The following is a 13,010-nucleotide window of genomic DNA, read 5'->3' on the forward strand; positions in this document are numbered from 1 at the left end:
GTGAGTGATGATCTGATTTGTGTCGGCGCCATTGCCGGTGCCTTTGGCGTCCAGGGCGAAGTCCGCCTGAAAAGCTTTACCGCAGATCCCGAGGCGCTGGCCGATTACGCCCCCCTCACCACCGAGGATGGCAGCCGCAACTTTGACGTCCAGATCACCCGGACCATCGCCGCGGGCTTTGCCGCGCGCCTGTCCGGCGTGCGCAGCAAGGAAGAGGCCGACGCCCTGCGCGGCACCCGGCTTTTTGCGCCGCGCGACCGGTTGCCGTCGTTGCCCGATGACGAATATTACCACGCGGACTTGATCGGCCTCGAGGTCTGCGACACCGGCGGCGTGGTCATCGGCATCGTGCGCGCGGTTCTGAACCATGGCGCGGGCGACCTGTTGGAAATCGCCCTTCCCGGTCAAAGCGCCACAATCCTGCTGCCCTTTACACTGGCGGCGGTGCCCACCGTTGACCTGAGTGCCCGCCGTATCGTCGCCGACCCACCCGAAGGTCTGTTCGAACCATGACACGTCTGGTCATCCACGCAGGGTTTCACAAGACTGGCACCACCAGCGTTCAAAGCATGATCGCCGCCAACCGCGACACGCTGGCCCCCCTGACCCGATGCTACCTGCGCGATGACTTTGCCAATCTGACCGAGGCCGCGCGGCGGTTTTCCATTTCCCCGGATGCTACCGCCCTGGAAAATGTCCTGGATGCAGCAACCGAATTCTTTGACAATCTTGACCCACAGGACCCGCGCGCCATTCTGATGTCGTCCGAGGATCTGTCGGGCCACCTTCCTGGGCGCCATGGACTGGACCGCTACGATGCCGCTGCGCTGATTCTTTCGCAGGTGGCCGAGGCGGCACATACCCGGTTTGGCGCCACACTCGACCTGACGTTCCATTTTTCCACCCGCAGCGCCGACGCCTGGCTGCGCAGTACCTGGTGGCAAAACCTGCGCAGCACCCGCATGACGCGCGACCTTGACGACTATGCCCGGACCATCGCCGCCGCCGCCGACCACAGCGCCATTCTGCAGGACGTTGCCTCTGCGGTGGCCCCCGACGCCGTGACCTGTCAGCCGCTCGAAGAGACGGGGGCACTGCCGCAAGGGCCACTGACGCCGCTGCTCGATCTGTTGGGGATCGACGCTGCGACCCGCGCCACGCTGACGGTGCTGCCACCCAACAATGTGCAGCCCGATATCGGGTTGGATCAGGTGTTTCTGGCACTTAACCGCAGTGGTCTGCGCCACAAGCAAGTGAAAGAGGCGAAACGAAGCCTGCGCCGAATGGCCGAGCATACCTCACCCAAAGGCTAGAACACGTCATAGATGCGCCTTTACATCTTTCCGATCCGGCCCGGATTTTGACATAATCCCCGGGCACACTTCCTCAAAATCGGGACGTATTTTTGCGGGGGGAAGATTCTGGTGCAATTAAATTTCCAACGTATGGCCTTGGGCGGCCTTGCTTTCAGCCCGGCAATTGCAGTCCTGTTCTTGCCCGAATCCTACAAACTGTCGATGCTGGCGACATTGGGACTGCCGCTCGCAACGGCGCTGATTTGCCTGATCGGCTTCTTCACCACCAAAATAGCCAGCCAAAGCCCCACACGCCGTGGTGTCAGACCCAGAATTTCGAGCGGGCTGCTGCGCCGCAATGCGCTGCGTCGCCCAGCAATCAAGGTCCCCGCGCCCCAAACCCTGCGCGCCTATCTTGGGGCCGTGCTGACGCCTGATAGTGCCGAATCGCAACGCGCCGCCCGTACCGGGCCAGAAACCGTTGACCATGCTGTGGCACGCGCCATGCTTCGCATCCTCGACAGTTGGGGGATGACTGGCGACAGCCCAATTGCCACACTGCCTGATGATCGGCTGGCAGAACTCTATCTCTTTGATCAGCTCATGCGTGGGACACCGGATCTGGCGGGGGCATTGGCGCAGCAATTCCGCAGCCCGGATATCCTGCTGGCGCTTCGTGACCAGATTGGCACCATCGCCACGCGCCGCGCCACGTTCGAGCGCCAGCGCCATGCCTTCGATGCAACCCGCCGCGCCTGGGACAACCAGTCACGCAAATTACGCCCCTCGGCGCTGCTAACGGCGCTTCAGGCACTAGATTGGCCCGATTCCGATTTGTGGCACAAAGTTGTGATGGAGCACGACCCAACCGACCCCGCGCAACGCGAGGCGGCGCTGTGGTGTGCATTGCAGCCCTCTTGCGACCGGACCACCGTGGCCGCCTACCTGGCCAATCTGACCATCGACGGGCATCTTGATGCCGGCCTGCAGCGTCGCGACCATAGCTGGCTGGCAGGTGTGCAGACAGTCATCGAAAATTGGAACGACGGGCATTACACCCGTCAGCTACTCGCACTGGATCCCCCCGACGCGGTGAGCGCGGTCGCACCACATCTGTCTCAGATTCTCGACCAGATGGCGACCACAACGGGGCAAGCGCGCTGGCCCGATCCGCGTGGGCTGTTTGCCGAATATCATGGCCGCGCACCGCGCCCGCGTGACAACTGGTGCCTTCAGTCTGGCCAACTCACCGCCCCACCGACATTGCGCGATTACGTTGAGGTACCAGCGCGTGACGTCGCCTGAGCGTATCCTCGGGCACTCTTCTCATGTGAAGCTGTGGCGTCTTGCGGCGTTGTCCAGAACCGAAAGGTTGGCGCAGCGCCCCGCTGCCAGACAGCCCACATGGTTTGCAGGTGCAACCCTCGTCGGGCAGTAGAGCACCCGAATTCAGGCCACCCCGGTTTTGCACTGAAACAATCCGCGCGTTCTTTGCCGTCTCGCCACACCCCGCCGCCACGCGAATTCTGCGGCAAGCGCCCGCAAAATCCCGACCGGTTTCCGCCTGGGCGGTCAGTTTCATTCCACTTGGTCTCTTGCATCTTGGACTTGCGCCGGGTCACGGTGCATCCAACCCGAAGACAGTGTAAAACTGTGTTCGGCGGACATAGCTGGAAGGCAGAAACAGAGGCATGGCAGCAGAATATTTCTTTGGCTACGGATCTTTGGTCAACAGCCGCACCCATATCTACGATCCGGTTCATGTCGCCCGCGCAACCGGTTGGCGCCGCATCTGGTGCCACACCGGCGCGCGCGAACTGGCTTATCTGACGGTACTTCCCGACCCTGGCTGTGCCATAGACGGTCTGGTCGCCCCCGTGGACGGCGACTGGAGCGCACTCGACCTGCGCGAGACGGCTTATGACAGACTCGACGCCAACGGCAGCGTCAGTCACAGGGCAGATCATGGTCCGGTCGCCATCTATGCTATCGCGCCCGAAAACCGGCAATTGCCCGACGATGACCACCCGATGCTGCTCAGCTATCTCGACGTGGTGCTTCAGGGATACCTCGAAGTGTATGGAACTGGCGGCGCGGATCGGTTTATTGCTACCACTGCCGGCTGGGACACGCCGGTCCTCGATGATCGTGCGCGGCCGCGCTACCCGCGCGCGCAGGATCTGGATGATAGCCAACGCGCCTATGTCGACGCCGCACTGGCGTCTCTTGCCTGCCGGGTTCTGGTCTGATGCTGTCGCGGCCCTTTATGCTGATCCTGCGGGCGACCCGGCGGCTGGGGGTGCGGGTGCTGTTCCTGTCGCTACTGGCTGTGGTCGCCGCGGTGCTGGCGCCGCAGTTCGATTCGCTGATCCCGGACGCGCTCAAGGACCGGTTCGGGCAGGACGCAGTGCTGCCGATCCTCAATATTCTTGCCTCATCCATGTTGGCCGTCACCACGTTTTCGCTGGGCGTCATGGTGTCGGCCTTTCAGGCGGCGCAAAGCCAGGCTACCCCCCGCGCCTACCGTGTGCTGATGCAGGACACCACGACGCAGACGGTGTTGGCGACCTTTGTCAGCGGTTTCCTGTTTTCGCTCATCGCGCTGGTGATGTTTCAGGCCGAACTTTATGACGACGCGGGCGCTGTGGTGGTCTTTGGCCTAACCCTGATCAACATCCTGCTGATCGTGGTGGCGATCCTGCGCTGGATCGACCTGCTCAGCCAATTGGGCAGCATGCATCATACGCTCTGGATGGTCGAAGACGCCGCCCATAACAGCCTGTCGCAACATGGGCGGACCCCGACTTTGGGCGCCCGTTCGATCAATCAGGCTGACCCGCCGCCACAGGGCGCTGCGCCCGTGCGCGCGCCCTGTTCCGGGCATGTGCAATTCATAGATGTTTCGAAACTGCACGACCGGCTTGAAAAAGAGGACGCCCGCCTGTGGCTGACCTGCCAGCCCGGCGCCTATGTGCTGCGCGGCGAAGTGCTGGGCCACGTGGCCGGTGGCCCGGCTGAACTGGCAGACGAAATCCGCGACCACATCACCTTTGGCGCCGAGCGCACGATGGAGCAGGACGCCCGTTTTGGCGTCATGGTCCTGAGCGAGATTGCCGTGCGCGCGCTGTCCCCCGGCGTCAACGATCCGGGAACCGCCATCGACGTCATTCACCGATTGCAACGGCTGCTGTGGGAATATGCCGCTGATCGCGACAGCCAGGCCGAGGTACGGTATCCGCGCATCCAGCTGACCTGCCTGACGGTGGCGGATATCGTCGACGATGCTTATGGCGTGATCAGCCGCGACAGCGCCGGGCGGATCGAAGTCATCCGGCAGGTGGTACAGGCGCTCCTGAGACTAGAGCAGGCCAAGGCCGCCGATCTGGCCTCAGCCGCACGAGACGCGCGCAACTACGCGCTGGCCCATGGTGACGCCGCGCTTAGCCTCGACAGTGATCGCGCGGCACTGCGGGAATTGGCACCCAGAAAATAGCCCCTGCGCCTGAGACCGTTTGGCGCACCTGCCGCTGCAAGTGCAGGTTCAGCCCCGCGCCAGCGACCGCGCCCGGATCACCTGCATCAGCGGCAGAACATCAGCCATTTCCGGCCCACGCTGCTGACCGGTGACAGCCAGACGCAGCGGCATGAACAGACCCTTGCCTTTGCGGCCTGTTGCCTCTTTGACCGCTGCTGTCCACTGACCCCAACTGTCGCGGTCAAGGGGTCTGTCGGGCAGCAGCGCCATGGCCTGAGCGATGAATTCCTGATCCTCGTCCGCGACCATGGGTTCCGCCCCTTCCGAGAACAGCGTCCACCAGCCCGCCAGATCACCGCGCACGGTGATATTTTCGCGTGCGACGTTCCAGAACGGCTCGGCCTTGTCGTCCGGCACACCCAGCGCCGCAATCTCGACCTTTACGGCGTCGAACGGCAAGGCGTGCAGTTTGCGCGCCGTCAGCGGAAACAAGTCCTGCACATCAAATTTGGTCGGCGCGGACCCGAATTGCGACAGGTCGAACCCCTCGGCAATCTCATCCAGCGACATCCGCAGTTCGACCGGCTGGGACGAGCCTAGCCGCGCCATCAGGGACAGCAGCGCCTCGGGTTCGACGCCCTGCGCGCGCAGATCCTGCAAGGCAAGCGAGCCGAGGCGTTTCGACAGCCCCTCGCCCTGCGGACCAGTCAGCAGGGAATGGTGTGCAAATGCAGGCGGCGTGCCGCCCAGCGCGCGGATAATCTGGATCTGGGTCGCCGTGTTGGTGACGTGGTCGGACCCACGCACCACGTTGGTCACCCCCATGTCGGTGTCATCAACGACTGACGCCATGGTATAGAGGTTCTGACCGTCCGCCTTGATCAGGACCGGGTCAGACAGGCTGGCTGCATCAATCGACAAATCACCAAGGATGCCGTCGGTCCACTCGATCCGCTCCTGATCGAGCTTGAAACGCCAGACGCCCGCGCCGCGCTCGGCGCGCAGCGCATCCTTCTCAGCATCCGTCAGGGCCAGTGCGGCGCGGTCATAGACCGGCGGTTTGCCCATGTTGAGCTGCTTCTTGCGCTTCAAGTCCAGTTCCACCGGCGTCTCAAACGCCTCGTAAAAGCGGCCCATGTCGCGCAACTGGTCCGCCGCCTCGGCATATCGATCAAGCCGCTCGGACTGGCGCTCGGTCCGGTCCCAGGTCAGGCCCAGCCATTCCAGATCACGCTTGATTGCGTCGACATATTCCTGCTTGGACCGTTCGGGATCGGTGTCATCGATCCGCAAGATAAAATTGCCGCCAGCCTTGCGGGCGATGAGATAATTGAACAGCGCGGTGCGCAAGTTGCCGACGTGGATGAAACCGGTGGGCGATGGGGCGAAACGGGTGGTGGTCATGGGTGTCTCCTGTTGCGCGCTGGCATTTCACAATGGCCGGGCTTTGTCCACCGAAACGGGGCGCTCAGGAGTTGTGCGGCGCACGCGGATGCAGTTCGTCGATGACCACTGGGTGAGCATGCGGACCCGCAATGGCAGAGGCCAGGTGCGGATGATCGGCGGGCAGGTCGGGATGCTGATGCGCCACCGCGTCGTCCGCAGATGCGGGCCAGAGCCGCAGCGCCAGGATCACACCGACCGCCGCCATCAGCGCCAATATCCCCAGCGCCGGACCCATGCCCAGCGCGACGCCAGCCCATCCAGCCAGTGGATAGCTTAGCAGCCAGCAGACATGGCTAAGCGCGAACTGCGCCGCAAAGACGGCGGGCCGGTCCGATGGATGCGAGGAGCGGCGCAGCAGTCGGCCCGACGGTGTCAGTATCCCGGAATAAAGCCCGCCCATAACCGCCCATAGCGTCAGGAACACGCCCCAGCGCGGCAGCCCCCGCAGCATCAACCACAGCGACAGCGCCGCCATGACCACGGCCAGCACCAATGCAGCACCCAGCATGACCGGGCGGTCCGGCACCCGGTCCAGCACCCAGGGCAACGCAAGCGCCACCGCCATTGACCCCGCGCCATAAGCCGCCAGCGCTGCAGCCAGCGCGCCCTCGTTTCCGCCGTAACCTGCGCGCACCAGCACCACGGTATTGACCAGCACAAAACCGCTTGCTGACGCCGCCGCCAATGTCAGCGCCAAAAGCCCGCGCAGACGCGGCGTAAAAAGGTAGATTCGCAGTCCCCGCGTCAAACGTTCGCGGAATGGCCGTGGTGCTGTCGCCACCAGCACCGGCAAGGCCGCTGACCAGACCAGCACCGCCGATCCCAGAAACCCCGCTACCGTGCCCAGAAACAGCGTGGAATAACTCATCACGCCCAGCAAAAGCCCCGCCAGCGCCGGGCTTGTCAGGTTTTCGAGGTCATAGGCCAGCCGCGACAGGGACAGCGCGCGGGTATAGTCGCCTTCGTCTGGCAGCACGTCGGGCAACGTCGCCTGATAGGCCGGGGTGAAACAGGCCGAAGCCGCCTGCAACACAAAAATCAGCAGATAGACCTGCCAGACTGCATCGACAAATGGCAGGCACAGCGCCACGCCCGCCCGCAGCAGATCGGCCCCCACCAGCACCGCCTTGCGCGGCCAGCGGACGGCCAGCGCCTGTGCCACCGGGCTCAGACCGACATAGGCCAGCATCTTTATCGTATAGGCCACGCCCAGAACCGCGCCCGCCTGTGGCCCGGCAAGGTCATACGCCAACAGGCCCAGCGCCACGGTCAAAAGCCCGGTGCCGGTCAGCGCCACGATCTGGGCGGCCAGAAGCCGTGCATAAACCGGGTTGCGCAACAGGGTGATCATGCGGCAAGCCTAGCTCTATTGCGGTGCGGGTCAAGCGGCCCGTTCGCGCGTTCCTGACCTGCCCGAGGCCACCCATGCGCTGCTTTCTTGCCCTGCCGCTGCCGCCCTCGGATGCCGCCGTTCTGGTCGCGCTGCAAAACCGCCTGCCAGTGGGCCGCACCGTGACCGAGGATAACCTGCACCTCACGCTGGTCTTTCTGGATGATCAGCCAGAAGACACCCTGCAAGACATCCACGAGGCGATGGAAACCCTGCATGCGCCACCCGTGACGCTCACCCTGTCCGGGTTCGAAACGACGGGGGGCAAAGGCGGCCATGCACTGGCCGTGATTGGTGATGGCGGCCCCGCGCTGCGCGATCTGCAAGGCCGTATCCTGTCGCGGTTGCGCGGAATTGGTCTGCAACTCGACCGGCGCCGGTTCCGCCCGCATGTGACACTGGCCCGCCTGCCTGCGCAGCTATCGCCCGAGGGGCAGGACCGCATGGCCCGGTTTCTGACCAGCGAAGGAACCTTCAGCCTGCCCGATATCCGTATCACGCGTTTTGCGCTCTACCAGTCGTTTCTGCGCCGCGACGGTGCGGAATACGAGGAGCTGGCCAGCTATCCGCTGGTCTGACCTCTTTGCGTCGCGCCCCCTCTATCACCATATAGCTGAGATGCAGGTACCCGATCTTTCCGCATTCGAAACGATGGCTCGCGATGCCATTGAGGCCCTGCCCGAGGTGTTCCGCACCCCGGCCCGCGCGATACTGCTGCAAGTCACCGACTGGCCGGACGCCGCGATGCTGGCCGATCTGGAGATTGACGACGCACTGAACCTGACCGGGCTGTATGACGGCATCCCGATGACCGAAAAGGCGCTGAGCGATCCGTCACCATGGCCTGATACCATCTGGCTGTTCCGCGAACCGATCTTGCAGGAGTGGCGCGAGCGGGGGAATGTCGAACTGTCCGAGCTGATTGCCCATGTGGTGGTGCACGAATTGGCGCATCACTTTGGCTGGTCCGACGATGATATCGCCCGGATCGACCGATGGTGGGAATGACCCGCGCCGTGGTCCGTCGCAAGCACCCCTAGCCCCGTAAAAGCGCCTCGACCCGCTGCACGAAACGTTCTGGCGAAAGCTCGGTTTCAGCCGTATGCCGGGCCGCAGCCGACATCGCGGCGCGCCGGGCGGATGAGGTCACAAGAGGCTCCAGCGCAGCGCGCAGCGCGCCCGGCTGCTCCATATCCACCCGCATCCCGTCCTGCCCGTCAGTCAGATAGCCCGCACTGCCGCTTTGGGTCGAAATCACCGGGATGGTGCCGTAGGCCATGCCTTCGACCGGGGCGATGCCCAGCGGCTCCCCAACCGAGGGCAGAACGCAGATGTGGCTGGCAGCATAGAGCCGCGCCATATCGGCAAAAGGCAGATCGCTGCGGATCGTGATCCAGTCATGGCGGGCTGCGGCGGCATTCAACGCAGCGAAATGCGCGTTGTCAGCGCCGCTGATTGCCCGACTGGTGGACCCAACCAGCGTCAGCCGCACGTCGGCCCCGCCGCCCAGCGCCACAAGCGCCGCAATCAGCTTGTCCTGATTCTTGCGCACCTGTGCCAATTTGCCAACGCAAAGCACTTGCACCGGACGAGCCGTCATATCCCGCGCGGCCCCGTCGGGCAGCGGCAACGCGGCAGTGGGCCATGGCAAATAATGCGCGCCCGCATCCAGCGACGCCTGCGGATCAAGGCCGCGCACCGGAGTGACCCGCTGATAGGGCCGCCCCTGCATCCACAGCGACAGGCGTTTGCGCAAGGACCGGCACTGCGTCAGAGGTTTGAGATCATAAGCCAGAAGGCGCAGCCCCTGTCTGCGGGCCTCGCGCCCCACAACCTTGGACAGGCCACCAGAATTGCGCAGCAGCAACAGATCGGGCCGGTCCCGCGCCAGCAGGTCTGCAACCACCGCCCGGTCCGGGGTGTCGCCCAGCACGGCAGGCTCTAAAATCGAATGATCCTCAAGCTCGGACGCTGTCACGGCCAACACCGACACGCGGTGCCCGGCCTGAACCAGCGCACGGGTGGCAAAGAACAGGTTGGTGTGAAACCGCGGCACGACAAACAGGATATGTGCCATGCCGCGTCAGCTTTCGTCGCGCCAGCGGTTCACCATCGGATAGCGACGATCCAGCCAGAACGCGCCCTTGGACAGACGCGCGCCGGGGGCGGACTGGAAGCGTTTGTATTCGCTGATGTAAATCAAATGCTCGACCTGTTTCGCATCGGCGCGGTCATAGCCCGCTGCGACGCAATCAGCGATGGACCCGTCGCGGTCGATCAGGATTTCCAGAATGCCGTCCAGCACCGGGTAATCAGGCAGCGAATCGCTGTCTTTCTGATCCTCTCGCAGCTCGGCGCTTGGCGGTTTGTCGATGACACGGGGCGGGATCACCTCACCCGCCGGGCCCATCATCCAGTCGTCGCGGTGATTGGCGTTGCGCCAGCGGCAGGCAGCAAAGACGCGGGTCTTGTACATATCCTTGATCGGGTTGTAGCCGCCCGCCATGTCGCCATAGATCGTGGCATAGCCCACGGCGACTTCGGATTTATTGCCGGTGGTCAGCAGCATCTCGCCGAACTTGTTGGACATCGCCATCAGCAGCAGACCGCGCAGACGGGATTGGATGTTCTCTTCGGTCAGGTCGGGCTTTAGCCCCTCGAACAGCGGTGCAAGCGTGTTGGTGATCGCCGCGCGCCCCTCAGAAATCGGAACGTAGTCATAGCGGCAGCCCAGCGCCTCGGCCACGGCCTTCGCATCATCCAGCGACGCCTGCGAGGTATATTCCGACGGCAGCATCACGCAGCGCACGTTTTCGGCCCCGATTGCATCCACGGCGATGGTCGCGACAATGGCGCTGTCGATGCCACCCGACAGGCCCAGAAGCACCTTTTTGAACCCGGTCTTGCGCAGATAATCGCGCAGGGCCGTGACCATGACGCGGTAGTCCTGCTCCAGACTGTCGGGATGGTGGGTGAATGGCCCCGGCAGACAGCGCCAACCATCATCTCCGCGCTCAAGATCCACATGCGCCACAATGGCATCAAACACGGGCAGTTGCACAGCAATCTGTCCGCCGGGGTTAAGCACAAAAGACCCGCCATCGAAAACCTGATCGTCCTGACCACCCACCATATTGAGGTAGATCAGCGGCAGGCCGGTTTCGACCACCCGCGCGACCATGTGGTTCAGCCGTGTTTCGTATTTGCCATGATAATAAGGTGACCCATTGGGCACGAGCAGGAATTCAGCCCCGGTCTCAGCCAGCGTCTCGGCCACATCCTCGTGCCAGGCATCCTCGCAGATCGGGCTGCCGATGCGGGTATTCCCCACCGAATAGGGCCCACCCAAAGGACCAGAGTCAAAGATCCGAACCTCGTCGAACACCGTCTCGTTCGGCAGATGATGCTTGAGCACGGTCGAGGCGATCTTGCCGCCCTTGCAGATGAAATAGGCGTTGAACAGCTCGGTCCCTTCGACCCAAGGACCGCCGATGGCCAGCGCCGGGCCGTCGGCGCATTTGGCAGCCAGTGCGCGCACCGTCTGAATCGCATCGGTGTAAAACGCAGGCTTCATGACCAGATCCTGGGCATTATAGCCGGTGATGAACATTTCGGGCAGGGCCACCAGATCGGCTTCGGCCGCGCGCCCCTGTTCCCAGGCGTCGCGCGCCAGTGCCGCATTGCCCGCCAGATCGCCAACCGTGGGGTTCAGCTGTGCCAGTGTCACCCGGAAACGCGTCGTCATGCCCGCCCGCCTATGTTTCAATTCCGCGTGTCCACATAACAGAACCGCGCCCGAGTGAAAGCACCCGAGGCCAAAAGAGATTGTATCAGCTGCCCCTGTCCCCTAGATTTCAGGCAGTTTCAGCGAGTGGGACGACAGTTTGGGGGCGAACGGGCAAATGACGGACACAGCGCGACTTGGGACGGCACTTGCGGCGGCGCTGATTTTGGTCGGCCCCGCATTGGCCCAGACCAACGAGATCGTGACCAAGCAATACGACGATGGCGGGGTGTACGAAGGCACGTTTCTGAACGGATTGCAGCACGGCACCGGCACCTACCGCCTGCCCAACGGCTATGAATACACCGGCGACTGGACCGACGGAGAGATCCGCGGCCAGGGCGTCGCCCGCTTTCCCAACGGTTCGGTTTACGAGGGCAGCTTTGCCAAGGGTAAACCCGAAGGCGTCGGCAAGATCGTCTTTGCCGATGGCGGCACCTATGAGGGCACTTGGCTGGATGGCAAGATCACCGGACAGGGCGTGGCGATCTACGCCAACGGCGTGCGCTTTGAGGGATCGTTCCGCAACGCGCTGCATCACGGGCGCGGCACCATGGTGTCCCCCGGCGGCTATATCTACGAAGGCGACTGGGTCAATGGCCTCAAGGAAGGCAACGGCACCATCACCTATCCCGACGGATCGCTCTATTCCGGCCGGGTTGCAGGTGGCGCGCGCGAAGGCGAGGGCAAGCTGACCATGCCCGACGGCCTGATCTATGAGGGCATGTGGCACGACAACCAGATCGAGGGGACCGGCAAGCTGTCGCAGCCCAATGGCGATATCTACGAGGGCGAGCTGGTGGCCGGTCGACGCGAAGGCAACGGCAAAGTCACCTACGCCAATGGCGACATCTATGACGGCGAGTTCGCCGCCGATCAGCGGCAGGGGCAGGGCACTTTTACCGGCGCTGATGGCTACCGCTACACTGGCGCATGGGTCGCGGGTCAGATCGACGGTCAGGGCTCTGTCGCCTATCCCGACGGGTCAATCTACACCGGCGAATTTCATGGGGATCTGGCCAATGGCAAGGGCAAGATCGTCTATCCAGACGGCTCAACCTATGACGGCGACTGGGTAGAAGGCGTGATCGAAGGTCAGGGCCGCGCCACCTATACCAGCGGTCTGGTTTATGAGGGCGGTTTCAAGAACGCGCGCAATGATGGTTACGGCGTGATGACATATGCCGATGGTTATAAATACGAAGGCGAATGGCAGGACGGCCAGCGCCACGGTCAGGGCACCGCCACCTATCCCGACGGCACCGTTTATGTAGGCACCTTCACCAACGGCCAGCGTGACGGCAAGGGCGAGATTACCATGGCCGACGGTTTTAAATACGTCGGTGACTGGGTCAACGGAGAGATCAACGGCACGGGCGTCGCAACCTATACCAACGGCGATGTCTACGATGGCACCTTCAAGAATGGCAAACGCGAGGGCCCCGGCACGATGCGCTATGCCACCGGCGAAGAAGCCACAGGCGCATGGATCAACGGCGCACTGACGGACGACGGCTAGCCCGGGACCACAGCCCGGGGTTCATAACGCCGACCCTGTCCTCATCCATTGCAGACCGGGACATTTTCCGGCTTTTCATTTCGGCTCGTCCGCCTATACTG

General features: G+C 63.3%; 12 protein-coding genes. 8 read left to right on the forward strand and 4 right to left on the reverse strand.

From position 1 onward, the window contains the following. From rimM to IMCC21224_RS17795, 5 genes are all read left to right on the forward strand, one after another. Positions 1–513, forward strand: a complete 513-nt coding sequence (gene rimM / locus IMCC21224_RS17775; RefSeq protein WP_047996480.1) for a ribosome maturation factor RimM — start codon at positions 1–3, stop codon at positions 511–513. After that, complete coding sequence (locus IMCC21224_RS17780; RefSeq protein WP_047996481.1) at positions 510–1,313, forward strand: hypothetical protein; 804 nt, start codon at positions 510–512, stop codon at positions 1,311–1,313. The genes rimM and IMCC21224_RS17780 overlap by 4 nt, the downstream gene beginning before the upstream one ends. Before the next feature lie 111 nt (positions 1,314–1,424). After that, positions 1,425–2,600, forward strand: coding sequence for a hypothetical protein (locus IMCC21224_RS17785; RefSeq protein ID WP_156178325.1), 1,176 nt, complete (start codon positions 1,425–1,427; stop codon positions 2,598–2,600). A gap of 386 nt (positions 2,601–2,986) precedes the next feature. Beyond that, positions 2,987–3,544 carry a gamma-glutamylcyclotransferase family protein gene (locus IMCC21224_RS17790; protein ID WP_047996483.1) on the forward strand — a complete coding sequence of 186 codons (558 nt, stop codon included), beginning with the start codon at positions 2,987–2,989 and terminating at the stop codon, positions 3,542–3,544. Continuing rightward, a complete protein-coding gene (locus IMCC21224_RS17795; RefSeq protein WP_047996484.1) occupies positions 3,544–4,788 on the forward strand; it encodes a DUF2254 domain-containing protein in 1,245 nt (414 codons plus the stop codon). Before IMCC21224_RS17790 ends, IMCC21224_RS17795 begins: the two co-directional genes overlap by 1 nt. Positions 4,789–4,836: 48 nt before the next feature. On the opposite strand, the gene gltX is transcribed toward IMCC21224_RS17795, so the two are convergent. Further along, positions 4,837–6,174, reverse strand: a complete 1,338-nt coding sequence (gene gltX, locus IMCC21224_RS17800; RefSeq protein ID WP_047996485.1) for a glutamate--tRNA ligase — start codon at positions 6,172–6,174, stop codon at positions 4,837–4,839. Between the two features lie 64 nt (positions 6,175–6,238). Further along, on the reverse strand, positions 6,239–7,567 hold the full coding sequence (locus tag IMCC21224_RS17805) for an MFS transporter (protein ID WP_047996486.1): 1,329 nt from the start codon (positions 7,565–7,567) through the stop codon (positions 6,239–6,241). 74 nt (positions 7,568–7,641) lie between these two features. On the opposite strand from IMCC21224_RS17805, the gene thpR reads away from it, so the two are divergent. Both thpR and IMCC21224_RS17815 read left to right on the forward strand, forming a co-directional pair. Next, positions 7,642–8,184, forward strand: coding sequence for an RNA 2',3'-cyclic phosphodiesterase (thpR, locus tag IMCC21224_RS17810; RefSeq protein ID WP_047996487.1), 543 nt, complete (start codon positions 7,642–7,644; stop codon positions 8,182–8,184). A 73-nt stretch (positions 8,185–8,257) separates the two neighbouring features. Next, positions 8,258–8,614 (forward strand): metallopeptidase family protein, encoded by a 357-nt coding sequence (locus IMCC21224_RS17815; RefSeq protein ID WP_231582116.1) that lies wholly within the window; start codon positions 8,258–8,260, stop codon positions 8,612–8,614. A 28-nt stretch (positions 8,615–8,642) separates the two neighbouring features. Here IMCC21224_RS17815 and IMCC21224_RS17820 read toward each other — a convergent pair whose 3' ends face one another. Next, a complete protein-coding gene (locus tag IMCC21224_RS17820; RefSeq protein WP_047996489.1) occupies positions 8,643–9,683 on the reverse strand; it encodes a glycosyltransferase family 4 protein in 1,041 nt (346 codons plus the stop codon). A gap of 6 nt (positions 9,684–9,689) precedes the next feature. Further along, on the reverse strand, positions 9,690–11,351 hold the full coding sequence (locus IMCC21224_RS17825; protein WP_047996490.1) for an NAD+ synthase: 1,662 nt from the start codon (positions 11,349–11,351) through the stop codon (positions 9,690–9,692). Between the two features lie 157 nt (positions 11,352–11,508). Here IMCC21224_RS17825 and IMCC21224_RS17830 point away from each other — a divergent pair, with 157 nt between their 5' ends. Beyond that, complete coding sequence (locus IMCC21224_RS17830) at positions 11,509–12,909, forward strand: MORN repeat-containing protein (RefSeq protein ID WP_047996491.1); 1,401 nt, start codon at positions 11,509–11,511, stop codon at positions 12,907–12,909. The last annotated feature ends 101 nt before the right edge of the window (positions 12,910–13,010 follow it).

This window comes from Puniceibacterium sp. IMCC21224 (assembly GCF_001038505.1).
Classification (GTDB): Bacteria; Pseudomonadota; Alphaproteobacteria; order Rhodobacterales; family Rhodobacteraceae; genus Puniceibacterium.

Excerpts from the sequence above, each read along its gene's own strand:
- IMCC21224_RS17780 (WP_047996481.1), top strand. The coding sequence starts at position 510 with ATGACACGTCTGGTCATCCACGCAGGGTTTCACAAGACTGGCACCACC.
- IMCC21224_RS17790 (WP_047996483.1), top strand. The coding sequence starts at position 2,987 with ATGGCAGCAGAATATTTCTTTGGCTACGGATCTTTGGTCAACAGCCGC.
- IMCC21224_RS17795 (WP_047996484.1), top strand. The coding sequence starts at position 3,544 with ATGCTGTCGCGGCCCTTTATGCTGATCCTGCGGGCGACCCGGCGGCTG.
- gltX (WP_047996485.1), bottom strand. The coding sequence starts at position 6,174 with ATGACCACCACCCGTTTCGCCCCATCGCCCACCGGTTTCATCCACGTC.
- IMCC21224_RS17805 (WP_047996486.1), bottom strand. The coding sequence starts at position 7,567 with ATGATCACCCTGTTGCGCAACCCGGTTTATGCACGGCTTCTGGCCGCC.
- thpR (WP_047996487.1), top strand. The coding sequence starts at position 7,642 with ATGCGCTGCTTTCTTGCCCTGCCGCTGCCGCCCTCGGATGCCGCCGTT.
- IMCC21224_RS17815 (WP_231582116.1), top strand. The coding sequence starts at position 8,258 with ATGGCTCGCGATGCCATTGAGGCCCTGCCCGAGGTGTTCCGCACCCCG.
- IMCC21224_RS17820 (WP_047996489.1), bottom strand. The coding sequence starts at position 9,683 with ATGGCACATATCCTGTTTGTCGTGCCGCGGTTTCACACCAACCTGTTC.
- IMCC21224_RS17825 (WP_047996490.1), bottom strand. The coding sequence starts at position 11,351 with ATGACGACGCGTTTCCGGGTGACACTGGCACAGCTGAACCCCACGGTT.
- IMCC21224_RS17830 (WP_047996491.1), top strand. The coding sequence starts at position 11,509 with ATGACGGACACAGCGCGACTTGGGACGGCACTTGCGGCGGCGCTGATT.